General features: G+C 31.6%; 21 protein-coding genes. 11 read left to right on the top strand and 10 right to left on the bottom strand.

All coding sequences use genetic code 11. The features are described 5' to 3' along the window. Nucleotides 1-32 precede the first annotated feature (32 nt). A complete protein-coding gene (locus WA327_RS10065) occupies nucleotides 33-1,793 on the top strand; it encodes a hypothetical protein (protein WP_336069321.1) in 1,761 nt (586 codons plus the stop codon). On the opposite strand, the gene WA327_RS10070 is transcribed toward WA327_RS10065, so the two are convergent. Continuing rightward, nucleotides 1,790-3,265, bottom strand: a complete 1,476-nt coding sequence (locus WA327_RS10070) for a helix-turn-helix domain-containing protein (RefSeq protein ID WP_336069323.1) — start codon at nucleotides 3,263-3,265, stop codon at nucleotides 1,790-1,792. The genes WA327_RS10065 and WA327_RS10070 overlap by 4 nt on opposite strands. Nucleotides 3,266-3,383: 118 nt before the next feature. On the opposite strand from WA327_RS10070, the gene aceB reads away from it, so the two are divergent. From aceB to WA327_RS10085, 3 genes are all read left to right on the top strand, one after another. After that, on the top strand, nucleotides 3,384-4,982 hold the full coding sequence (gene aceB / locus WA327_RS10075) for a malate synthase A (RefSeq protein WP_336069324.1): 1,599 nt from the start codon (nucleotides 3,384-3,386) through the stop codon (nucleotides 4,980-4,982). A gap of 70 nt (nucleotides 4,983-5,052) precedes the next feature. Then, complete coding sequence (locus WA327_RS10080; protein WP_336069326.1) at nucleotides 5,053-6,684, top strand: isocitrate lyase; 1,632 nt, start codon at nucleotides 5,053-5,055, stop codon at nucleotides 6,682-6,684. Nucleotides 6,685-6,821: 137 nt separating this feature from the next. Then, on the top strand, nucleotides 6,822-7,280 hold the full coding sequence (locus WA327_RS10085) for a hypothetical protein (protein ID WP_336069328.1): 459 nt from the start codon (nucleotides 6,822-6,824) through the stop codon (nucleotides 7,278-7,280). Here the strand turns inward: WA327_RS10085 and WA327_RS10090 are convergent. Together WA327_RS10090 and WA327_RS10095 are read right to left on the bottom strand one after the other, a co-directional pair. After that, the gene (locus tag WA327_RS10090; protein ID WP_336069330.1) at nucleotides 7,261-7,551 is read right to left on the bottom strand and encodes a hypothetical protein; all 291 of its coding nucleotides are present in this window, start codon (nucleotides 7,549-7,551) and stop codon (nucleotides 7,261-7,263) included. The two genes, WA327_RS10085 and WA327_RS10090, sit on opposite strands and share 20 nt — an antisense overlap. Then, nucleotides 7,544-8,572, bottom strand: a complete 1,029-nt coding sequence (locus WA327_RS10095) for a formimidoylglutamase (RefSeq protein WP_336069332.1) — start codon at nucleotides 8,570-8,572, stop codon at nucleotides 7,544-7,546. The genes WA327_RS10090 and WA327_RS10095 overlap by 8 nt, the downstream gene beginning before the upstream one ends. Before the next feature lie 101 nt (nucleotides 8,573-8,673). Here WA327_RS10095 and WA327_RS10100 point away from each other — a divergent pair, with 101 nt between their 5' ends. Next, complete coding sequence (locus WA327_RS10100; RefSeq protein WP_336069334.1) at nucleotides 8,674-9,558, top strand: chromosome partitioning protein ParA; 885 nt, start codon at nucleotides 8,674-8,676, stop codon at nucleotides 9,556-9,558. A 67-nt stretch (nucleotides 9,559-9,625) separates the two neighbouring features. Here WA327_RS10100 and hutI read toward each other — a convergent pair whose 3' ends face one another. Both hutI and fumC read right to left on the bottom strand, forming a co-directional pair. Beyond that, the gene (gene hutI, locus WA327_RS10105) at nucleotides 9,626-10,864 is read right to left on the bottom strand and encodes an imidazolonepropionase (protein ID WP_336069336.1); all 1,239 of its coding nucleotides are present in this window, start codon (nucleotides 10,862-10,864) and stop codon (nucleotides 9,626-9,628) included. 197 nt (nucleotides 10,865-11,061) lie between these two features. Further along, on the bottom strand, nucleotides 11,062-12,459 hold the full coding sequence (fumC, locus tag WA327_RS10110; protein ID WP_336069338.1) for a class II fumarate hydratase: 1,398 nt from the start codon (nucleotides 12,457-12,459) through the stop codon (nucleotides 11,062-11,064). A gap of 176 nt (nucleotides 12,460-12,635) precedes the next feature. On the opposite strand from fumC, the gene WA327_RS10115 reads away from it, so the two are divergent. After that, a complete protein-coding gene (locus WA327_RS10115) occupies nucleotides 12,636-13,334 on the top strand; it encodes a hypothetical protein (RefSeq protein ID WP_336069340.1) in 699 nt (232 codons plus the stop codon). Nucleotides 13,335-13,446: 112 nt separating this feature from the next. After that, nucleotides 13,447-13,623 carry a hypothetical protein gene (locus WA327_RS10120; protein WP_027878899.1) on the top strand — a complete coding sequence of 59 codons (177 nt, stop codon included), beginning with the start codon at nucleotides 13,447-13,449 and terminating at the stop codon, nucleotides 13,621-13,623. 372 nt (nucleotides 13,624-13,995) lie between these two features. On the opposite strand, the gene WA327_RS10125 is transcribed toward WA327_RS10120, so the two are convergent. The 4 genes from WA327_RS10125 to prfB form a co-directional block, all read right to left on the bottom strand. After that, nucleotides 13,996-16,515 (bottom strand): TonB-dependent receptor domain-containing protein, encoded by a 2,520-nt coding sequence (locus tag WA327_RS10125; protein ID WP_336069342.1) that lies wholly within the window; start codon nucleotides 16,513-16,515, stop codon nucleotides 13,996-13,998. A gap of 100 nt (nucleotides 16,516-16,615) precedes the next feature. Beyond that, nucleotides 16,616-16,978: an ArsC/Spx/MgsR family protein gene (locus tag WA327_RS10130; protein ID WP_304141716.1), complete on the bottom strand. Its 363-nt coding sequence runs from the start codon at nucleotides 16,976-16,978 to the stop codon at nucleotides 16,616-16,618. Nucleotides 16,979-17,053: 75 nt separating this feature from the next. Next, nucleotides 17,054-17,395: an arsenate reductase (glutaredoxin) gene (gene arsC / locus WA327_RS10135; RefSeq protein ID WP_304141718.1), complete on the bottom strand. Its 342-nt coding sequence runs from the start codon at nucleotides 17,393-17,395 to the stop codon at nucleotides 17,054-17,056. An 8-nt stretch (nucleotides 17,396-17,403) separates the two neighbouring features. Beyond that, nucleotides 17,404-18,514, bottom strand: a protein-coding gene (gene prfB, locus WA327_RS10140; protein ID WP_304141719.1) for a peptide chain release factor 2 whose coding sequence is annotated in 2 segments (ribosomal slippage) — nucleotides 17,404-18,450 and nucleotides 18,452-18,514 — 1,110 coding nt in all. Because the reading frame shifts where the segments join, the coding sequence is not laid out codon by codon here. Nucleotides 18,515-18,608: 94 nt separating this feature from the next. Here prfB and WA327_RS10145 point away from each other — a divergent pair. After that, the gene (locus WA327_RS10145; protein WP_336069348.1) at nucleotides 18,609-19,625 is read left to right on the top strand and encodes a GntG family PLP-dependent aldolase; all 1,017 of its coding nucleotides are present in this window, start codon (nucleotides 18,609-18,611) and stop codon (nucleotides 19,623-19,625) included. A 60-nt stretch (nucleotides 19,626-19,685) separates the two neighbouring features. Here WA327_RS10145 and WA327_RS10150 read toward each other — a convergent pair whose 3' ends face one another. After that, entirely contained in the window at nucleotides 19,686-20,009 is a 324-nt protein-coding gene (locus WA327_RS10150; RefSeq protein WP_336069350.1) for a YbaB/EbfC family nucleoid-associated protein, read from the bottom strand. Between the two features lie 136 nt (nucleotides 20,010-20,145). Here WA327_RS10150 and WA327_RS10155 point away from each other — a divergent pair, with 136 nt between their 5' ends. From WA327_RS10155 to WA327_RS10165, 3 genes are all read left to right on the top strand, one after another. Beyond that, nucleotides 20,146-22,215: a S9 family peptidase gene (locus WA327_RS10155; RefSeq protein ID WP_336069353.1), complete on the top strand. Its 2,070-nt coding sequence runs from the start codon at nucleotides 20,146-20,148 to the stop codon at nucleotides 22,213-22,215. A gap of 73 nt (nucleotides 22,216-22,288) precedes the next feature. Beyond that, nucleotides 22,289-23,329, top strand: coding sequence for a cysteine synthase family protein (locus tag WA327_RS10160; RefSeq protein ID WP_336069354.1), 1,041 nt, complete (start codon nucleotides 22,289-22,291; stop codon nucleotides 23,327-23,329). A 170-nt stretch (nucleotides 23,330-23,499) separates the two neighbouring features. Continuing rightward, nucleotides 23,500-24,759, top strand: coding sequence for an aminotransferase class I/II-fold pyridoxal phosphate-dependent enzyme (locus WA327_RS10165; protein WP_336069356.1), 1,260 nt, complete (start codon nucleotides 23,500-23,502; stop codon nucleotides 24,757-24,759). The last annotated feature ends 61 nt before the right edge of the window (nucleotides 24,760-24,820 follow it).

The following is a 24,820-nucleotide window of genomic DNA, read 5'->3' on the forward strand; positions in this document are numbered from 1 at the left end:
CTTAATGTTTTTCTTTAACAGAATTTAAAAATATGATAAAAAATTATTGGAATAAAGGCGGAAAACAAAAAGCAATCGTCGTTGTATTAACCTTGGTTATAATAGGTCTTTTATTCTTTTTAAGAGACGATTATCAACCAGCATTGCTATTTTTTAGAAAGTATATTTTTATCATATTACTAAGTGCTGTTGTTTTATTTTTTGGACTTAGAAAATTCCGAAAATCAGCTTCAACAGGAACACGACTTGGTATTTTAGGACTTTTAGTAGCCTTTTTTGGCTTGCTTTACGTGTTAGGTTGGCATTTACAACTTTATGATTATATGAAAACCTATAACGTGTTCAATAATTTAAATAGAGTTGAAATTAATGAATTACCGCTAACACAAAACGAACGCATACAACCATTACGCAACATTTTTTCTATGGCTAATGAAAGTGTAGGCGAGACTAAAGATGTTTCCTTGCCACATTTAGTCAGAGTAGATGGCGAAAATAAATGGACTATGGCAATTCAGCCAACCGAAAAGTACGTGTGGCAAGGTATGAGCGATAATACAGAAGAAGTATTTGCAGTACCAAGTACAACACCATTTCCTCGTTTTTCTAATGAAAACCGAATTCCAGTCACCTTTTCAATAGGCGAATCTTTAAAATTTAGTCGCAACACATACAATGCAGTGGTACAACGCTTTAATCCTTGGATGTTGTTCAATTATGAGCCAAGCGATACCTATTATATGAAAAATGACAAAGGAGATTGGGTTGAAGTCGTTAGTTTAATTAAATGGAAAGGTTTTTTCTTTCCGTATCCAACGTTTGGTGGCGTTATGATTATTGAAAATGGAGAGCATGATTTTAATGATTATTTAGAACGAATGGCTATTGGTAAAGGAACATTTATAGCTCCAGACGAAATGAAAAACTACCCATTTTTAACACGTCAAAATACCTTGGCAGAAAAAGTATCACGTCTTCAGGCAGAATCTTTAAAGTTTCTTGGCGGATTTAGTGATCCATTACCGTGGAATATGGAAACTGCTGTGAAAATTCCTGTCTTACCAGATGATCAAAATCAACAACCATTTGTAACCGATTTTGATTTTTCAGAAGCTAATAAAGATGCGTATAGTGGTTTATATCATTGGTTTGGTTTAGAACCAGTAGGAGATGAGCGTACCAGTTTAACCTACAGTGTTTTTGTGCCTGCAGATGGAACAGAAAAACTATTTTACTACGATCATGCAAGTAAAAAGCAAGGCTATGCAGGTGTTTCTGCAATGCCCTTAAAAGTTATAGAATCTAGAAAAGAATACGATTGGTCAGTAAATAAACCAGTAGAATTTAGACCGTATATAAAAGAAATTGCAGGCAAAAAACGTATGTTCTTTTTAGGTACTATTTCTTCAATAAAAAAGGATAACGCACAGTTTGATGGTTCTGCAACACCAGATTTAGCCTTAATTGATAGCGAATATCGTGATGTGGTTTGGATTGATGCAAAACATCCAAGTCAATGGGAAAAAACGGTCTACAATCAATTAAATGAAGCTTGGCGTGCTAGCGAAGGTATTGGCAATTATTTTCAAGAAGACAACACAATGCTAGATACTTTAAACGATTTGGAAGATAAAGTAATTGAAATAGATTCTACAATAACTAATTCTACTAACAAAGACTTGACGGTAGAAGAACTTAAAGCACAAATAGATTCTATTAAAAATGCTAGAAAACAAAGCGAAGTTGAACGTTTACAACGCGAACTAGACTCTTTAAAAGCTTTAGAAAACTAACTAAATTGTTTAAAAATATCGTTTACAACGGTTTCAATTTTTAGGTTTTTCTGTTCTTTTTCTAAGATTTTTGCAGGTACCATTCTTTCGTTACAGTCTTTAATGGCACAACGTTCGCAGGTAACACCAACATCAAAATGCTTAATCTTTTTATCATCTAAAAAGGCAATTTTTCTTTTTAATTGTTGATTAATTAATAATCCAACAGTAACACTTCGGTATTGGTTTGTTTTAAAAGGATCTTTTGTTGCAGAAGAAAACACCAAATAGGATTGGTTGCTATCTGGATAGTTAGAGATTTGTATATCAAAAACATGTTGACTATCGGATTGTATAATATCTTTTAAAACTTTTAAAGAAACCCAACGTCTGCAATAATGTTCATTGGTCTCGTTAGCGTGTGGCGAATGTTGGTGTGATAAATGAAGCTCTTTTGTTAGATAAAAATGTTTGCTTTCTTGTTTATGCACAAACCTTAAAAAGAATAAATTTTGAATATTAAAATCCTTAGGTAAAATATTGGTTAATCGTTGATAAAAAGATTCTGGTGACGCATTAAAAGATTCGGCAATACTTACAAATTGCTTTCTGTCAAAAGTCTTCTTCTTAAAGATAGTTTCTAGCTTTTCGGTAATTGTTTGTTGTGGCAATATTAATGCACCAGCAAAATAGGAGGCATAAAAATTATTTAAAACTTGGTCAAAATTGTCAAATTTTATCCAAGAAAACGTGTAAAGACGTTCTTCATAATTAAGAAAATTATAGGCAATTTCTTTAGCATAAATAAACGTGCGTTGCGCTTCATCTATATGCTTTGCTAGTAATAAGGTTTTGGTTTTTGGGATAAAAATAGAGCGTAGATTATCTAATTCTTGATACTTTTCTAAATCTTTATTGTTAATAGTGTAACCATATTCTTCAACTAAAATTTCTTCTAATTCTTTAGATGAAATATTAGTGCTTAAATCTAAATGATAAGCATTGGCAAATTTTACTACTTCTTGTTCTAAAGCTTCAAAATAATTGTTATTTGCTTCTTGAAAAGATCGTACAGAAGCTAAATAAAAACTTTCTTTACTAAAGCTGTAATGTTGGGCTATTTCTATAATTGTACTAATAAAAGCGTTGACTTTATCTGGTGCATTTGCTACAATATCAATCAAATCACTTTCTTTAATACCAAACAGTTCTAACGGAATTTCCTTTAAAATTTTAGACTTTAAAATGTCACCAATTGGCGCTAAGTTTTTATCTAGTTTTAAGGATACAAATTGATCATACGGAACATCTAATTTTTCTGAAAGAATAGCAATTTTATCAGGTTTAGGATATTTTTTTCCTTTTTCAATTTCATTTAAATACGATTTTGATAAGCCTGAAAGTTTTGATAATCCAAATAGTGATAAATCTTTGTCAGTCCTTATCTGCTTTAGCTTTAAGCCAAAAATTAATTTTATATAATCTTCTTCCATAATAGCAAATATAATCAATTTTGCGAATATATTTTTTTAGCGAATATTAAAAATCAGCGAACGTTCGCTTGTTTTTTTCAAAAGTTTGTTTTAATATTGTTTCATAAAATTAAATGTCATGGAAAACAAAACTTTAAAAATGCCAGTAGTGCAATTTTCAGCAGAAGTAAAAAACTATTACCCAGAAATTTTAACCGATGAAGCTTTAGAGTTTTTAGGTGTGTTACACGAAAAATTTAACGACTCTAGATTAAAGTTGCTTTCCAGAAGAAAAGACCAACAAAAGGTGTTTGATAAAGGTCAAATTCCTGAATTTCCTAGAGAAACAAAAGTAATTAGAGAAGGCGATTGGACAGCAAATTCAATTCCTGAAGATTTGCAAGATAGACGCGTAGAGATTACTGGACCAGTAGATAGAAAGATGATAATTAATGCTTTAAACTCTGGCGCAAAAACTTTTATGGCAGATTTAGAAGATAGTAATGCACCAAGTTGGAAAAACTCTATTGAAGGTCAACAAAACCTTATTGATGCTAATAAAAAAACAATTTCTTTAGTCGATTTAAATAGAAATAAAAGCTATAGACTTAATGCAAAAACAGCAGTTTTGTTAGTTAGACCAAGAGGTTTACATTTAAACGAAAGACATCTTTTATTTAACGATCAAGAAGCGTCAGGAAGCTTAGTAGATTTTGGTTTGTATGTGTTTCATAACACAAAAACTATGTTAGAAAACGGAACAGCGCCTTACTTTTATCTGCCAAAATTAGAGCATTATTTAGAAGCGCGTTGGTGGAACGAGGTTTTCACTTTTGCCGAAAATTATTTAAATGTTCCTGTCGGAAGATTTAAAGCAACGGTTTTAATCGAAACAATTACTGCAAGTTTTCAGTTAGATGAAATTATTTATGAGTTAAAAGACCATATTGTCGGACTTAATTGCGGACGTTGGGATTATATCTTTTCATACATCAAAAAGTTTAGAAATCACCCAAATTTTGTAGTGCCAAATCGTGATCAAGTAACAATGACGTCGCCTTTTATGGACGCATATTCAAAATTAGTAATTCAAAGATGTCATAAAAGAGACATTTTAGCAATTGGTGGCATGGCGGCACAAATTCCTATAAAAAATAACGAATCTGCTAACAAAGAAGCGCTAGAAAAAGTTAGAAAAGACAAAGAACGCGAAGTCAAAAATGGTCATGATGGTACTTGGGTAGCGCATCCAGCATTGGTAGAAGTTGCGATGAATGAGTTTAACAAACACATGAAAACGCCAAACCAATTGCACGTAACTAGAGACGATGTAACTATTACCGAACAAGATTTAGTAGAAATCCCAGAAGGTACTGTTACCGAAGCAGGAATAAGAAAAAACATAAACGTAGGTATTCTTTATATCGAAGCTTGGCTACGTGGTTACGGTGCAGTTGCATTATACAATTTGATGGAAGACGCTGCAACTGCAGAAATATCAAGAACGCAAGTTTGGCAATGGTTAAAAAATGAAGTGACTTTAGAAGATGGACGCGTGTTTAATCAAGCTTTATTTCAGGATATTTTTGATGACGAAATTGAAAAAATTATCACAGAAGTAGGTGAAGATAACTTACCAAAAACCAAATTTAAATTAGCTATTTCATTATTTAAAAAATTAGTGACAGCTAAAAAGTTTGAAGAGTTTTTAACACTTCCAGCTTACCAATATCTATAAAAAAAGCGATCCTGCGATTGCGGCAACAGTCTACAGGATCTGATTATTAATAAATAACTTATGCAAAATTATGAAAAATTTATCAGAAACTAATTACAGCTCTGCATTACAAAAAGTAAAAGAACTTAAGGCTAAGTTTGGAAATACTTGGAATGCTATTAATCCAGAAAGTGCTGCAAGAATGGTCACACAAAACCAATTTAAAACAGGCTTAGATATTGCTAAATATACAGCAGCAATTATGAGAAAAGATATGGCAGATTATGACGCAGACGCTTCAAATTACACACAATCTTTAGGTTGTTGGCATGGTTTTGTAGCACAACAAAAAATGATTGCTGTAAAAAAACACCACAAAACAACAAGCAAAAGGTATTTATACTTATCAGGTTGGATGGTTGCAGCATTACGTTCAGAATTTGGACCGTTACCAGACCAATCAATGCACGAAAAAACAGCTGTTCCAAGTCTAATTGCAGAAATTTATGACTTTTTACGTCAAGCAGATGCAATAGAACTAAACGATTTATTTAGACGTTTAGAATTAGGAGAAGATGTGCAAGATCAAATTGATAATTTTGAAACCCATATTGTTCCAATTATAGCAGATATTGATGCTGGTTTTGGTAATGAGGAAGCTACCTATTTATTAGCTAAAAAAATGATACAAGCTGGTGCTTGTGCGATTCAAATAGAAAATCAAGTGTCTGATGCTAAACAATGCGGACACCAAGACGGTAAAGTTACTGTACCTCATGAAGATTTTATTGCAAAATTAAATGCGGTTAGATATGCTTTTTTAGAGCTTGGTGTTGATGATGGAATTATTGTCGCAAGAACAGACTCTGAAGGTGCAGGATTAACACAAAAGCTTCCGGTAAGCCAAGTTCCTGGAGATTTAGCTTCAAAATATTTAGACTTTATTGAAACAGAAGAAGTCAATCTTGATCAAATAAAAGACAACGAAGTGTTATTAAAACGAAACGGTAAACTGGTAAAACCTGTTCGTCTTCCAAATGGATTATATAAGTTTAAAGATGGATCTAACATTGATAGAGTTGTGCTAGATTGTGTAACAAGTTTACAAAACGGAGCAGATTTATTATGGATAGAAACGCCAACTCCAAATGTAAAGCAAATAGCGCATATGGTAAATCGTGTAAGAGAAGTTATTCCTAATGCAAAATTGGTTTACAATAATTCGCCTTCATTTAACTGGACATTAAACTTTAGAAAACAAGTTTTTGAAGACATGTTAGAAGCAGGACAAGATGTAACTGCATACGATAAAGACAATTTAATGGATGTAAAATATGATGGTAGTGAATTATGTAAAAGAGCAGATGCAAAAATTAAAACCTTCCAATTAGATGGGGCTAAAGAAGCAGGAATTTTTCATCATTTAATTACGTTACCTACGTATCACACAACTGCGTTACACATGAGTGATTTAACCAAAGGTTATTTTGGTGAAGACGGTATGTTGGCTTATGTAAAAGGTGTACAAAGACAAGAAATACGTAAAGGTGTAGCTTGTGTAAAACACCAACGTATGGCAGGATCAGATTTAGGAGACGACCATAAAACATTTTTTGCTGGAGAAAAAGCTTTAAAAGCTGGTGGCAAAAAAAATACTTCCAATCAATTTGAAACTAAGATTGCTAAAGAAAAAGAAGATAAAGTTATAAGCGTGATGGCTTAATTTTAGACGTTAGTTAGTTTTAAAAAGCACTCAATTTTTGAGTGCTTTTTTTGTAACAATTATTTTGATTTTCAGACTTATAAGTAAAGCAGATTATGGGATACATGGGATTTGGTTCGTTAAGTTGGGTTTATAAAATGAAACCACGTAAACCTTTTTCTGTTGAAAGAAAACCGTCTTTCACAGCTGTTTCTAATTATAAAAGAGAATTTAAGCTTCAGCATTCTAAATCTTCATCTAAAAAAGTTGCTTTAATAGCTTTGGTGATGATTTTGATTATTACACCTATTTCATTTTCAATGATAAATGATTTTATGAAGCACTCAAAAACTACAAATATTGCCAAGCAAAAGTTAGAAAATAGAGAAGATAAAATAGCTTATAATTTTTTACTAGAATCAGGAATTAATCGAATGTATTCTAAAAATTATAAAGGTGCTTATGCTGAGTTTAAATTGGCCTATCAACTAAACCCAAATAATGAACAACTTAACAATTTAATGATTGAAACTCTTTCTGTTTTATGTAATTCCGATGAAAAATATTGTAATGATTTTGATGCCTTTTTAATGAAAGTTAATTTATGGCAACCATAGCAAAACCTATCAAAAGAATTGAAATAACCGAGATAAAAAACGTTAAATTAAAAATAGATTTATCGGCAACTTTTTTTCTAGCTAAATCAATAATCATCCAAACAGGAATAGCAATAATTAATATTAAACTTGGTATGGTAAGTATTTCTGCTAACACTTGAAACCATTGTGACTCCACACGATTTATGTACATAAATAAGTGTGTAACTACATAAACAAAAACTAAAAAAGCTAAGGTTAATCGTATGTATTCAAGTTTAAGTTTATTCATTTTTAGTGTGTTTTGCTTTTATAAAATCGGTTATTAAGTAAGTAATTAATTTTCCTACTTGATTAGCTGTTTTTTTAGTTGGAGCAGCTTCGCAAATATGCAAATATTTTACGTGTTTACGCTTTGCAAAGTAATGTAAAAATTGCCTTGTTTTTTTTACGCTAAATCCGCTTGGTGTCTTTGCACTGCTTGGTATATTTATAATAGCATCGCAGTCTATTTCAATACCAAATTCATTTTTGCTAATATGATCTTTACCTTGTTTTAAAGCGTTTTTAAATGATGTTTTTTGTCTTACTTCTATGTCTTCATAGGTTATGTAATCTAGCTTTTTATCAGTGTCTAAAGTTTCAAAAATAGGAATAGAGGTATAGTTTTCGTGTAAACCAAAAACAAAGTATTTTTTTAAAAAACCTTCATTGTATGCGTAACTAAAACCATTTCCGCTATGTCGTCCTTCTAAAGCTCTAAAATCGGTATGCGCATCAAAATTAATGGCATTAATCGGTTTTTTTAATCCTAATGATGAGCCTTTAATCATTCCGTAAGCATTATTGTGTCCGCCACCAATAGCAATAGGTGTTTTGCCAGTACTAATAATGGTGCTCACTAAATCTGTAACGTGCTTATCAATTTCGGTAACTAATTTTCTGGCATTTTGTACGTGTTTTTTATGACTTTGCTTAAGTTTTGACAGTTGCACTAATTCTTCAGTAAAATCTAAATGTCCTAATATTAAAACTCTATTGGCTGCTGTAAAATGGTTACTTTGTATATTTAACAAAACTTTAATTGTAGCATTCCAAGCGTTGTGAGTGCCAGTATTTCCTAGGTTTGCGAACACACCAATATCTTCTGGTAAACCAAAAATCACATAGTCAACGTCTAAAGATTTAATTGCGTCGTATATATTAGAAACGTTGGATAACAACTTAATTTGTTCACCAAATTTTGTTTCTCCATCACGAGTATTAAGTATATTGTTTACTTCTGATTTTTCTAATAAAATTAGTTTTTCCATTTGCTTTTTATAAGTTTTGCAGAATAAAATTAAGGTTTTTAAATCAAAGTTTTATCCAAAAAAAAGAATTAACGTTTCACCCTTAAAAACAATTAAATATTATGGCAAACGACACTGCAAGCACAGGATTAAAAGTGGCATTAGGTATAGCACTAGTCTTGTTTATTGGTACAGCTGTTTATACAGGTTCTCTTTACAATGAAAAGCAAGAAACAGAACAGCAATTAACAACAGAAAAAAACGACGTATTAGCTAATTTAAACGAAATGAAAGCTAAATATGATTTAGCATTAAGCGAAAACGAAGTCACTAACCAAAACTTAGTAGAAGCAAGAGAACGTATACAAGGATTGATAGACTCTTTAGAAACTGCTGAAACTAACGTAAAAAGCTTATGGAGATACAAACAAAAGTATCTTGCATTACAAGAAGAAATGGATGTTTTACTTACAGAAAATGATCGTTTAAAAGTAGAAAACATGCAATTAGCAACAACTTTAGACAGTACAAAAGTTCAACTTGAAGAAAGAGCAATATTTAATGACTCTTTAATGATTCAAAATACAGCTTTAGCTGAAGTTATGGAAAATGCAGCTGTTTTAAATACAGTAAATCTTAAAGGATATGGTGTTTTAGTGCGTAATAATGGTAAGTTAGTGCCAATGGAAAGAGCAAGACGTGTAGACAAAATTAGAGTATGTTATACTGTTGCTAAAAACAAGTTAGTACAATCTGGAGATAAAGAGCTTTACGTACAGGTTATTGATCCTAAAAACAATATTTTAGGAGCAAATCAACAAGTAACTTTTGGAGAGCAAACTTTAAATTATAGCGTTATAAGTAAGTTTAATTACGAAAATGGAAACTTAGATATATGTGAGTTTGTAAGTAATAATACAGACGACGATTTTGAAGATGGTCGCTATCAAGTAAACGTATTTAACGGAAACGAATTGGTATCTAGCTCTGAATTTACCCTTAAATAATATTCAGAAACAATGTAGATATTGTTAATTATTCCACTAAAAAGCCCAAATTAATTTTTGGGTTTTTTTATGCAATAATTTGACCATTAATGATTACGGTTTCTATATTGTTTTCACCAAAAGAATATGGTAAATAATAGTAGCTAGGTATCTGTTTAGTGATTATTAAATTGGCTTTTTTACCTCTTGTAATACTTCCGTATTGTTTTTCTATACCCATAGCGTAAGCACCATTAATGGTTGCTGCGTTTATGGCTTCTTCAGGAGTCATTTTCATTTTAATACAAGCTGTGCTTACTACAAAATTCATATTTCCGCTAGGTGTAGATCCTGGATTATAATCTGTAGCTAAAGCTAAAGGTAAACCTGCATCAATCATTTTTCTTGCAGGTGAATACGGTATACTTAAAAAGTAGGAGCAAGACGGTAACGCAACTGGCATAGTGCTGCTTCCTTTTAATATGTTGATATCTTCATCATTCATTTCTTCTAAATGATCTACGCTTAAAGCATTGTGTTGTACCGCTAAAGCTACGCCACCAAACGTATTAAATTGATTAACATGTATTTTTGAAGGCATATGATATTTTTTACCAGCTTCTATAATTTGTTTAGTATCGTCTAAATCAAAATAGCCTTTTTCGCAAAAAATATCAATGTAGTCTGCTAATTGTTCTCTGTCAATTTGCGGTAGCATTTCATTTATAATTTCATTTAAATAACCTTGTTTGTTATTTTTATAGTGAAGAGGAAGCGCATGTGCACCTAAAAATGTGGCTCTTACTTTTACTGGAAATTCCTTTTTTATACGTTTAATTACGCGAAGCATTTTTAGTTCGGCTTCTGGTGTTAATCCGTAACCAGATTTTATTTCTATTGCACCAGTACCAAGTTTCATTACGGTTTTAACACGTTCTATCGACTGATTGTAAAGTTCGTCTTCAGAGGTATTTTGAAGTGTTTTAGCGCTGTTTAAAATTCCGCCACCACGATTGGCAATTTCTTCGTAAGTCAATCCGTTAATGCGGTCTACAAATTCTAACTCACGATTACCAGCATAAACAATATGTGTATGTGAGTCGCACCATGTTGGTAACACAAATTTACCAGTCGCGTCAATAGTGGTTTCTGCTTCTATGGAAGCAGCGTCTTCCATTGGTCCATAACTTACAATAGTATCATCTTCAATTAAAACATAAGCGTTTTCAATAGTTGGAAGCGTTTTCATGTCTTTTCCTGAAATAAAAGACGGACAATTTTCTCTAACTTGTAGTAATGATTTTATATTGATAATTAATGTAGACATGTAATATTGTTATGGTTTGTTATAGTTTCAAAGATATAGAAATTACAAGAATTGAAAGACAGTCTTTAAAACACATTTGCTTTGAAAAAAAACAATTACTATATTTATACTTTAAGACTTAAAGTAACTAACTATTCTCAACAAAAAACCGTTAAAATCTCTTTTAACGGTTTTTTTATTTTGGTTATTAAAATAGCTTATTTTAAGCTTCCAACCATGTCTTCTGGTTTAACCCATTCGTCATAATCTTCTGCGCTTACATAACCTAAATTAATTGCTTCTTCTTTTAAAGTAGTACCGTTTTTGTGTGCTGTATTAGCAATTTCGGCAGCTTTGTAGTAACCAATTTTTGTGTTTAAAGCAGTCACTAACATTAAAGAGTTGTTTAATAATTCTTTAATTACAGCGTGGTTAGGCTCTATACCAGATGCACAATTTTCGTCAAAACTTACACAAGCATCACCAATTAATTGAGCAGATTGTAAAATATTAGCCGCCATAACAGGTTTAAATACGTTAAGCTCGTAATGACCTTGTGTACCACCAACAGTTATCGCCACATCGTTACCCATAACTTGCGCGCAAACCATGGTTAAAGCTTCGCATTGCGTAGGGTTTACTTTTCCTGGCATAATAGAACTTCCTGGCTCATTTGCAGGAATGATAATCTCACCAATTCCTGATCTTGGTCCAGACGCCATCATACGTATATCGTTAGCAATTTTGTTAAGCGACACTGCTAATTGTTTTAAAGCGCCATGACTTTCTACAATAGCATCGTGTGCAGCTAAAGCTTCAAATTTGTTTGGTGCAGTGATAAATGGTAAACCTGTAAATTCAGCTATAAACTCTGCAACGCGTTTATCGTAACCTTTTGGAGTGTTAAGACCAGTACCAACAGCTGTTCCACCTAAAGCCAATTCTTTTAAGTGGTCTAAAGTGTTTTCTAACGCTTTTAAACCGTGATCTAACTGAGATACGTAACCAGAAAACTCTTGTCCTAAGGTTAATGGTGTTGCATCCATTAAGTGTGTACGACCAATTTTTACAACGTTTTTAAACTCTTCAGATTTCTTTTTTAAGGTATTACGTAATTGTTTAACACCAGGTATGGTTGTTTTTACAATTTTTGTGTACGCCGCAATGTGCATTCCTGTTGGGAAGGTATCGTTAGACGATTGCGATTTGTTAACATCATCATTTGGTTGAATGGTTTTATCGCCTTCACCAATAGTTTTACCAGCTAATTGATGTGCACGGTTAGCGATAACCTCGTTAACATTCATGTTAGATTGTGTACCAGAACCAGTTTGCCAAATTACTAACGGAAACTGATCATCATGTTTACCTGCTAAAATTTCGTCACAAACCTTAGCAATAAGGTCGCGTTTTTCTACCGGTAACACGCCAAGCTCGCAGTTAGTGTAAGCAGCCGCTTTTTTAAGGTAAGCAAAACCGTAAACAACTTCTAAAGGCATAGATGCAGGCGCACCAATTTTAAAATTGTTACGAGAGCGTTCTGTTTGTGCGCCCCAAAGTTTGTCTGCAGGCACTTTAACCTCGCCCATTGTATCTTTTTCTATTCTGTATTCCATGGTATAGTTGATTATAAAAATAAGACTACAAATTTATAAAAAAATGAGGTCTTAATTAAGTGAATGTTAATAAGAAATAAATACTTTTTAGGGTTTGTGTTTGAGGTTTTGAATAATTTGTCGAAATTGGAAATGTTATTTATGAAAATATTTTACTAAAAGGAATAATTAAAAAAATGAATAATAAAAAGAAGAAATTGCCTATAACGATTTTAAAAGCGTTAGAATCATTTGTTAATTTATCTGGTGACAAATTTATAGTCACAGATCCAAGAGATAACTTACTTTCAGTTGTTGATGTAGATGAAGAGTCTGATTTTTATTTTAAAATAGTACAGTATCAAAAAAAGCAAGATGGTTCATTTCAATTTCTAATGGATAGAAAGCCGAAAAATGATGATGAACCTAATCAATATAAAGCTTGGATTAATATAAAACATCTTGATACACAATTTAAAATTTGGTTAGATCTTCTTCATTCTTATGAAAGTACTAATTCATTTTTTGATGATCCAATTGTTATATCAAATGCAGAAAAATTCTTTCAAAAGTTTGAAATATTAGATGATAATGCAGATAAAGAAACTTTTAATTTAGAACAACAATTATTTTTAGAGGAATATTTAGAAAGCTCTAAAGAGAAGCTTAAAAATTTGAAAGAAAATCAAACGGAAGAGAAAATAATAGAAATAGAAATTTTAGAAAAGGAAACAGATGAAATAAAAAATGCTTTGACCACAGAGTCAAAACGAAAAATTATGATGCGTCTTTCAAAGTTTTGGGGCAGAGCACAAAAAACTGGTTTACAAATAATTAAAGAGGTTTTTGTGAGTGTAGTTGCTGAAATAACAAAAAAAATAATGTTAGGTTCTTGAGTTTTTAGATTAGTTCTTAACAACTCTGTTAATAATTTTTAGGATAGTGTTGTTTAAAAAAAAGGTAATAAGTATCTTTGCGGTAACAATAAACAAGTAATTAGACGTAATCATGTTCGAATTTGACCAATATTTAGGCTTTTTAGCATTTTTAACTATCTTAACCATAGGATTTTGGTTAATGATTTTTTTAATCACATTTGTAGTTCCTTATTGGATTGGAGGAAGCTTAATAGAGCGTTTAAAAGAAATTAAAGAAGAGAAAAAAGCAAAAAGACAACAGGCTTAAGCTTTTTATTAATCATATTTAAAAAGGGAAATTCTAAAACTATTTTAGAATTTCCCTTTTTTTATGCTCTTTATTAGAGTTGTTTGTCATTTAGAGCTGTCACATTGAGCGCAGTCGAAATGAAAGTGAAGAATCTATTTATTTAAGATTATGAGATTCCTCAATTCTTCGGAATGACAGTTGATATTTCTATTTTTAGTTTGTCACTCAGAGCGTAGCGAAGAGTCTTTTTTATTTTTAGATTCTTCAGTCGTTCCTCCTTCGGAATGACAAGTTGATTGTTATTTTAGGATGTAAAAAAGGGTTTATTATAATTTAATAAACCCTTTTTTAATTTTGCTAACTGCTAACTGCTAACTGCTAACTGAAAAACTATCCTTCAAATTCGTCGTCACCGTTGTAGTCATTATTTCTGTTACCTCTATTACGATCTTTTTTCTGATTAAATCTATAGATCATAGATAATGTAATTTGGCGTTGTCTCCATTGGAACTCAGATATAACACGTTCTGTAGCAGTTGTAGTTACCGAGTTTCTTTTTCTAGAGTTAAATACATCTCTAATGTTTAGTGATAGTGTTGCTTTGTCTTTAAAAATCTCTTTACTAAAGGCTAAATCCATAGAGAAAATTCCGTCTGTATCAGATTGAGCATCAGATCTTGCGCCTCTATAAAAAGCATTTGTTTGCCAATCTATCTTTGCAGGTAAAGTCACTTTACTACTAAATCTAGCAAACCAACTTGTGTTTTTTGCGCTATAATCTACGTCGTTAAATTCTCCTTCTGTATTAAATTGAAAGAAGTTAATACTAGAATTTAAACGTAACCATTTTTCTGGGTTGTATAACACGCCAAGTTCTGCACCTGTACGCTTGTTTGTAGATAGGTTAACCGGAATGGTTCTAATAATGTTAATTCCGTCTGATGTTGTACCACCAGTATTTTCTTGAACACGCTCAAAAGAGTCAGTTTCATGTTGGTAATACACAGAAGTAGTAAGGGTTAATTTGTCCCAACGTTTTAAATAACCTAAATCAAATGTACTTGAAAACGCAGGATTTAAATTAGGGTTACCTTGAAAAACTCTTGTTCTACTTGATCTAGTTGGGAATGGGTTAATAAACCAACCACGAGGTCTGTTAATACGTCTGTTATAACCAAGTGTTATACTTTCTTCACTTTGATCTTCATCTGCAAGGTTATAAATTAAGTTTACCGTAGGGAATAAACCTAAATAGTTTTTATCAAAATCTGTATCAATCGGGAAACCAAAAGCATCGTTTAATTCTTGATCTGATAATCTTGAATCAATTTTTCCTTTTAACTGTGTGTGCTCTAATCTAAGACCTAAAAGGAAAGAGAATTTACCTAATTTAGTACCGTATTGCGTGTAAAGTGCGTTAACATTTTCAGTATAATCAAAAACATTTGTGATAGTATCGTTTACAAATAAAGAACCATCAGTTATATCTTCTTGCTCTAAAAGATAGTCTGTAATTTCATTTTGAAAACTACCACGGTAACCAGCTTCAAACCTAGAATCTTCACCAATTGGCAATACATAATCTGCTTGTACTAAATATTCTTTTTGGTCTTCAGTTTGATAAATTTGTTCTCTTTGAAAAGGTTCTGGGTTAGTATCTTCAGTAAAATCGTAATTTTCATCTAAAAACGTAAATTGCTCTTCTTTATCAATCACATACTGGAAATCTGCAGTTAATTGATGTCCGTTATCATCAAATTTAGTGATGTAATTTAATGCGAATTGGTAGCTATTATCTTCTTCATTTTGACGCTCGTATCTTGTAGTTTGTTCAACTAAACCACCGTTATAACGTTCTGAAATATTTGTTGATAAATCTGCATCTTCACCATATCTGTAGAAAAAACTTCCTGTTAAAGAGGTTTTATCTGATAAGAAGTATTCCATACCAATGTTACCGTTATAATTACGATTAAGTCTAGTAACATCTTGGTCTTCTATAATTTGTCTATATTCTGGTGTTTGTAAAATACCGTCTTCATCTAAATAATCAAAGTAATAGGTGTCACTATCACTTGTTCTTGGTGCATCATAATATCTAAAACCTATGTTTGAAAATAGGTTGAATTTTTCTGTTCTGTAGTTTAATGTTGTAGCAACACCAACTAAATCTGGGTTACCAGCATTTAAATTAATAGATCCATTAAATCCTAAAGTTTCTTTTTGACGAAGAATAATATTTAAGATACCAGCAGTACCTTCGGCATCATATCTAGCAGATGGTGACGTAATAACCTCTACACGCTCTATTGCTTCTGCAGGAAGCTGACTTAGCACATTGCTGTCTCCAAAACCAGCAAGTGCAGATGGTTTACCGTTAATTAAAATTCTAACATTTTCGTTACCTCTTAAACTAATACCACCTTCAATATCTACAGAAACTGATGGTACATTATTTAAAGCGTCACTTACAGTTCCGCCAGCTGTGGTTAAATCTTTACCAATGTTGTAGATTTTTTTATCAAGTCTGATGTCTACAGTAGTTTTTTCGGCAACGATTTCAATTTCATCTAAAGTTTCGGCATCTACAGATAGGGAAGTGGTACCTAAGTTTGTATTACTAGTAATTGATTTGTTGTTGATTGTTAGCTTTTTAAAGCCAATATATTCGTATGAAATGTTATAAGTTCCTGCTGCAACTTTAATGTTGTAATTACCTTTGGTATCTGTTATTCCTCCGGTAACATCACTTGCATCTGTTGTGCTAGTAAATACAATTGTAGCGTATTCTAATGGTGTTTGAGTGTTAGCGTCTACAATTTTACCTTTTACTGTAATTTCTTTTTCGCTCTGAGCAAAAATTAGCGTTGTAAATAAAAGAATAAAACTGGTTAGTATTTTTTTAGTCATAATTAGGTTTTTGTTCTAAGACGCCAAAAATACTTACAGGTTTAACCTGACTTGGTTAAAGCTTTGTTAAATAAAAATGAATAGTGTTAACGTACGTTAATTAGTCTGAAGTTATATTAAAGATGCGTTTTGCAGGTTTTCCTATTAGGGCTTTTTCTCCGTTAATAATTATTGGTCTTTCAATAATTTCTTGATACTCAACCATTAGATCCAAAAGCTCTTCGTTATTAAACTTATGATCATCTTGATGCAAGTGATCAAAATTTTCTTTCCAGACTTTACTTTCTTTCCTAATTAGTTCTTCTGGATTAATTTTAAGAAGCTTTATTATTTTTTGAAGTTTTATTTTATCTAAAGGTTTATCCTGATATTTAATAGCTTCTTGGTCATGTTTACTTGTCTCTAAAATTTCTAAACACTTATTTGAGTTTGGAGAGTCTGGGTTGTGATATACTACTATCATTATTGTTTAAGGGGAGATTTTATTACTCTATAATTATTTATGATTTTAAATATTAATGATTAATAGCGATACAATTTAAATAATTTTTTTAATATTTTCAGGTGGTCTTCCAACAATAGCTTTATTTTTATTTACAACAATTGGTCGTTCTATTAACTTAGGGTTTTCAGTCATTGCTATAATTATTTCATTGTCAGATAATTGTTTGTTCTTGTAGTTTTCTTTCCAAATAGATTCATTTTTTCTAACTAGGTCAATTGGTTTAATACCCAGTAGTTTTATGATGTCAGAAAGTTCTTCTTTTGTAGGCGTATTTTCTAAATATTTTACAATTTCAAAATCTTTACCTGATTCTTCAAGAATTTGAAATCCTTCTCTAGATTTTCTACATCTTGGGTTGTGATATATTTTAATCATATTAATTTTTAGAGGTTATTATTGTCTTCGGTTTGTTGTCCCATCATCATTAAATAAGACTTTAAAAATGGTTCTATATGACCATCCATTACAGCGTCTACATTACCAGTTTCGTGACCAGAACGTACGTCTTTAACTAACTTGTATGGATGCATAACGTAGTTACGTATTTGGCTTCCCCATTCAATTTTCATTTTACTAGCTTCAATATCATCACGTTGTGCCATTTGTTTTTGAAGTTCAATTTCATAAAGCTGAGATTTTAGCATTTGTAGGGCACGAGCACGGTTATCGTGTTGAGATCGTGTTTCGGAACACGAAATTTGAATTCCAGTAGGTTTGTGTGTTAACTGCACTTTAGTTTCAACTTTATTTACATTTTGTCCTCCGGCTCCACTTGATCTAGCGGTGGTAATTTCAATATCTGCTGGATTAATTTCGATTTCAATAGTATCATCAACCAAAGGATAAACATAAACAGAAGCAAAACTTGTATGTCGTTTTGCGTTACTATCAAATGGCGAAATTCTTACTAATCTATGTACACCGTTTTCGCCTTTTAACCAACCAAAAGCAAAGTCGCCTTCAATTTCTAAAGTCACTGTTTTTATACCTGCAACATCACCTTCTTGAAAGTTAAGTTCTTTTACCTTAAAACCATTTTTTTCAGCATACATTAAATACATACGCATAAGCATACTTGCCCAATCGCAGCTTTCTGTACCGCCAGCACCTGCTGTTATTTGTAAAACAGCGCTTAGGCTATCACCTTCTTCAGAAAGCATATTTTTAAATTCAAGATTTTCAATAGCAGTTTCAGCTTTTTCAAACCTAGATTCTACATCTTCTAAGCTAGCTTCCTCTTCTTTAAAAAACTCATAAATAACTTCTAAGTCTTCTACAAAAGTTTTGGCAGTATTATAATCTTCTATCCATTTTTTCTTTTCTCTAATGGATTTCATGATTTGTTCTGCAGCTTTAGAATCGTTCCAAAAATTCGGGTCAAATGTTTTTTCTTCTTCGTTACGAAGCTCGATAGTCTTTGCGTCTAAGTCAAAGATATTGCCTTAAAGCATTAAGGCGTTTGTTAAGATCTTTAATTTGATCTGTTGTAATCATATAATATATTGTTTGAAACAAAAATAAAATTATTAGTAAGATTCTAAAATTTATTAAAACAATATTTATAGTTTTATCTCTAAAAAATATACTAATGATTATAGATTTAAGAAGCGATACAGTAACTAAACCAACACCAAAAATGCTTGAAGCAATGATGCAAGCCAAAGTTGGAGATGATGTGTATGATGAAGATGAAACGGTTAACGCTTTAGAAGAAAAAATAGCTAATCTTTTTGGAAAAGAAAAAGCATTGTTTTTTCCTAGTGGTACTATGGCTAATCAAACCGCTATTAAGTTACACACCAATCCTGGTGACCAAGTAATTTGCGATAAATATGCTCATATTTTTAATTATGAAGGTGGTGGCGCATCTTTTAATAGTGGCGTGTCTTGTAACTTATTAGATGGAAATCGCGGAATGTTTACTGCAGAACAAGTTGAAGAAGCTATAAATCCACCAGATTTTTATCATAGTCCCTTAACTAGATTAGTAGAAATTGAAAATACAACCAATAAAGGTGGCGGCGCATGTTGGGATTTTGACGAAATATTAAAAATAAAATCACTTTGTAAAACACATAACTTAGGATTTCATTTAGATGGCGCAAGATTATGGAATGCGTTAGTTGCAAAAAACGAAACTACAGAACAATACGGTAAAGCTTTTGATACCATATCTGTCTGTTTAAGTAAAGGTTTAGGTTGTCCTATTGGTTCTGTTTTAGTTGGTGATAAAGCCATAATGGAAAATGCCATAAGAATTAGAAAGATTTTAGGCGGCGGTATGCGTCAAGTAGGATTTTTAGCAGCAGCAGGCTTGTATGCGTTAGAACATAATATTGAAAGATTAGCAGAAGACCATAAAAAAGCGAAGTATTTAATTGAATTATTAAAACAATCTGACTGTGTTAAAAATGTAGAACCGGTAGAGACAAACATCGTTATTTTTGAACTGTTCAAGGATAAAAGTGAAAAGCTATTGAAATTACTTTCTGAACATAAAATTTTAATCACCAATATGGGTAATAATAAATTAAGAATGGTCACACATTTACATATCACAGATCAACAAATTGATAAAGTAGAAAAAGTTATAAAATCAATATAATCAAACAAAAAAGGAAGCCTAATTAGGCTCCCTTTTTTTATTTGTATTAAAGACACAATGTTATTTAAACATGTCCATACCTGGTATATTTGGCATACCATCTTTAGCAACAGCAGCTATTTCGGTTTCATGCACTTCTGTAGCTTTTGTAATGGCTTTGTTTAATGTTAAGATTAAATAGTCTTCTAATTGCTCTTTATCTTCAAGTAAAGCATCATCTATACTTATAGACTTTATCTCTCTATTAGCTGTTAAAGTAACTTGTAAAAGGTTATCAGCACTTTTCTCGTCTACTAAAACAGTGTTTAAACGTTTTTTAGTTTTTTCAACTTTTTTTTGGGTTTCTTTTAATTTACCCATCATTCCCATAAGGTCTCCAAACATCTTAATTAGTTTTAAAATTATAAATGCAAATTTATTAATTTCAATAGATAAATTTCAACTCAATTATTCATTAAATGATTTAGCTGTTTTGTTATTTAACTTTACATTTGCTTTTTCCTAAAAAAATGAACTTAAAATGACAGATTTTAATTCTGAATTAATAGCTCCAAAAGCCAAAAAAATAAAGAAAGAACTTACGATACATAACGATGTAAGAGTAGATAATTATTATTGGTTAAACCAAAGAGAAGATAAAGACGTTTTAGATTATTTACATGCCGAAAATGACTATACAGATGCTGTTTTAAAGTCTACAGAAGATTTTCAGAAATCACTTTTTGAAGAGATGAAATCTCGTATAAAAGAAGATGACCAAAGTGTACCGTATAAGTTTAACGGATACTGGTATATCACCAAATTTGAGCAAGGAAAAGATTACCCAATTTACACCAGAAAAAAAGAAACTATAGATGCCGAAGAAGAAATTTTGTTTGATTGTAACCAAATGGCTAAAGGCTATTCTTACTTTAAATTAGGTGGTTTTTCTGTCAGTGAAGACAATACTTTGGCAACATTTTCAATAGATACGGTAAGTAGAAGACAATACACCATTAAAATTAAAAATTTATTAACTGGTGAAATTTTAGAAGATACTATTGAAAATACAACAGGTAGTTCTACTTGGGCTAGTGATAATAAAACTATTTTTTACGCTAAAAAAGATGAAGTTACTTTAAGATCGGATAAAATTTTCAGTCATAAAATAGGAGAAAAGGTTGCAGATGATAGATTGGTTTTTGTTGAAGAAGATGATACATTTCATACTTATGTATATAAATCAAAATCAAGAAAATACTTAATTATTGGTAGTTCTAGTACACAGACTTCAGAATATAGAGTTTTACAAGCTAATAATCCTGAAGGCGACTTTAAAGTATTTCAAACTAGAGAGCGAGATTTAGAGTATTCCATAGCACACTATAACGATAGTTTTTACATTATCACTAATAAAGATGGAGCGACTAATTTTAAGGTTCAAAAAACGCCAGAAACAGCTACAGCAAAAGAAAACTGGACAGATGTACTATCGCACAGAGAAGATGTTTTAGTTGAAGATATTGAAATTTTTAAAAATTATTTGGTCGTTAACGAGCGTAAAAACGGATTAAACCTTTTACGTATAATGAGTTGGGATAATAAAGAAGACTATTATCTTGATTTTGAAAGTGAAACCTACACAGCAAGTATTGGCAATAATCCAGATTTTAATAGTGATGTGTTAAGGTATTCTTTTAATGCATTAACACAACCAAGCTCTGTAATCGATTATAATTTTAAGTCAAAAACTAAAGAAATTAAAAAGGAGCAAGAAGTTTTAGATAAAAATTTTGATAAAGATAATTACACTTCTGAAAGAATTTGGGCAACAGCTAGAGACGGAAAAAAAATACCAATGTCTGTTGTTTACAAAAAAGGTATCAAATTAGATGGTACAAATCCTTTACTTCAGTATGCCTACGGAAGTTACGGTTCTACCATAGATCCTTATTTCTCTACGATTAGATTAAGTTTGTTAGATAGAGGCTTTATATATGTAATTTCACATATTAGAGGTAGTGAATATTTAGGAAGACCATGGTATGAAGACGGAAAGCTTCTTAAAAAAATGAACACTTTCACAGATTTTATAGACTGTTCTAAATATTTAATTGAACAAAATTATACATCTTCAGATCATTTATATGCTATGGGAGGAAGTGCTGGCGGATTATTAATGGGAGCAGTTATCAATTTAAATCCAGAATTATATAAAGGTGTTATTGCAGCAGTACCATTTGTAGATGTTGTAACTACTATGTTAGACGATAGTATCCCATTAACCACAGGAGAATATGATGAATGGGGTAACCCAAACAATAAAGACTATTATCATTATATGAAATCCTACTCACCATATGATAATGTAGAAGAAAAACAATATCCTAATTTGTTAGTTACTACAGGGTTACATGACTCTCAAGTACAGTATTGGGAACCAGCAAAATGGGTTGCAAAATTAAGAGAGTTAAAAACAGATAATAATTTATTATTATTAAAAACAGATATGGATGCTGGTCATGGCGGTGCTTCTGGAAGGTTTGAAGCATTAAAAGAAGTTGCACTAGAGTACGCCTTTTTATTCTATTTGGAAGGAATTACTGATTAATCAAAAAAAATGCTTATTTTTGTCAGGTTTTAGTGATTAAAACTGAAAAATAAGTAGCTTTTAAACAGCATTTATGGAACAAAGTAAACAAGTTTTTAATAGCGCATTAGACCTAATCGGCAATACTCCGCTAATAAAACTAAACAAAATGACGTCTGAGTTTAAAGGAAACTACCACGCTAAGGTAGAGGCTTTTAACCCAGGACACTCCTCAAAAGATCGTATAGCTTTATACATTATTGAACAAGCAGAAAAGCAAGGTATAATTAAACCGGGTGATACTATTATCGAAACTACTTCTGGTAACACAGGATTTAGTTTAGCAATGGTAAGTGTTATCAAAGGTTACGATTGTATTTTAGCTGTAAGCTCTAAGTCTTCTGCAGACAAAATAGACATGCTTAAAACTATGGGTGCAAAAGTTTACGTTTGCCCAGCAAACGTAAGTGCAGATGACCCAAGAAGTTATTACGAAGTAGCAAAACGCTTACATAGTGAGATTAAAGGATCGGTTTACATTAACCAATACTTTAATCAATTAAATTTAGATGCACATTACCAATCAACAGGTCCAGAAATATGGAACCAAACTGAAGGTCAAATCACGCATTTAGTAGCCTGTAGTGGTACAGGAGGAACAATTTCTGGTACTGCAAAGTATTTAAAAGAACAAAATCCAAATATCAAAGTTATTGGTGTTGATGCTTACGGTTCGGTATTAAAAAAGTATCATGAAACACGTGAGTTTGATAAAGATGAAATCTATCCTTATCGTATTGAAGGATTAGGTAAAAACTTAATACCAACAGCAACAGATTTTGATGTAATCGATCAGTTTGTAAAAGTAACAGACGAAGAAAGTGCACATACAGCAAGAGAGATTGCAACAACAGAAGGATTATTTGTAGGTTACACATCTGGAGCAGCAATGCAAGCTATAAAACAATTAAACGAAGAAGATTACTTCAAACCAACAGATAAGGTTGTCGTAATTTTCCCAGATCATGGATCAAGATACATGAGCAAAGTTTATAGTGACAAATGGATGAGTGATCAAGGCTTTTTTGATAGTCAAAATGAAGAAGCAGCTCAAAGCATTCAGTACGTTAAATAACGCATAAAATCATAAAATAAAAGTTAGCCTTAATGAGATTTCATTTTGGTTAACTTTTTTGTTAATAATAGTTGGAAGATTAATTATGCAAGAATTATAAAAATGCCTAATTTTGTCCAATCTAACTAAATACTAATAGCTTAAGCCATAGGCTTAATAATCATTTAAAGATGAAAGACTTATTTGAGAAAATATACAAAGACAAAGGACCGTTAGGAAAATGGGCGTCGCAAGCAGAAGGTTACTTTGTATTCCCTAAATTAGAAGGGCAAATTTCAAATCGTATGAAATTTCAAGGAAAAGAAGTTATTACTTGGAGTATCAACGATTACTTAGGTTTGGCTAATCACCCAGAAGTAAGAAAAGTAGATGCAGAAGCTGCTGCAAAATACGGTTCTGCTTACCCTATGGGAGCACGTATGATGTCTGGTCACACAGATTTACACGAAAAACTACAAAATGAGTTAGCAGAATTTGTTAATAAAGAAGCAGCTTACTTATTAAACTTTGGTTACCAAGGAATGGTATCTACAGTAGACGCTTTAGTATCTAAAGATGATATTATTGTTTACGATGTAGATGCACATGCATGTATCATTGACGGTGTAAGATTACACCACGGTAAGCGTTTTACATACAAGCACAATGATATTGAAAGTTTAGAAAAAAACTTAGAGCGTGCTACAAAAATGGCAGAACAAACAGGTGGAGGAATTTTAGTAATTTCCGAAGGTGTTTTTGGAATGCGTGGTGAGCAAGGACGTTTAAAAGAGATTGTAGCGTTAAAAGAAAAATTCAACTTTAGATTATTTGTAGATGATGCTCATGGATTTGGTACTTTAGGAGCTACAGGAGCAGGAGCAGGAGAAGAGCAAGGTGTACAAGATGATATTGATGTGTACTTTGCAACCTTTGCAAAATCTATGGCTAGTACAGGAGCATTTATTGCTGCTGATCAAGAGATTATAGACTATTTAAAGTACAATTTACGTTCTCAAATGTTTGCAAAATCTTTACAGATGCAATTAGTAGAAGGTGCTTTAAAACGTTTAGATATGTTACGTACAATGCCTGAGTTAAAACAAAACTTATGGAAAATTGTAGACGCTTTACAATCTGGATTAAAAGAACGTGGTTTTGATATTGGTACTACACAAAGTTGTGTAACTCCTGTGTATCTTAACGGAAGTATTCCAGAAGCTATGGCGTTAGTTAAAGACTTGAGAGAAAACTATGGTATTTTCTGTTCTATAGTTGTTTATCCTGTAATCCCAAAAGGATTAATCTTATTACGTATGATTCCTACTGCAACTCATACTTTAGAAGATGTAAATGAAACATTAGATGCTTTTGATGCAATTAGAGAACGTCTTGTAAATGGTACTTACAAGCGTATGTCTGCAGCATTAATGAAAGCAATGGGTGAATAATATTTTCACTTTTATATAAAATTAAAAATCCGATTTAAATATTTAAATCGGATTTTTTTAT

This window comes from Mesoflavibacter sp. CH_XMU1404-2 (assembly GCF_037029465.1).
Lineage (GTDB): Bacteria > Bacteroidota > Bacteroidia > Flavobacteriales > Flavobacteriaceae > Mesoflavibacter.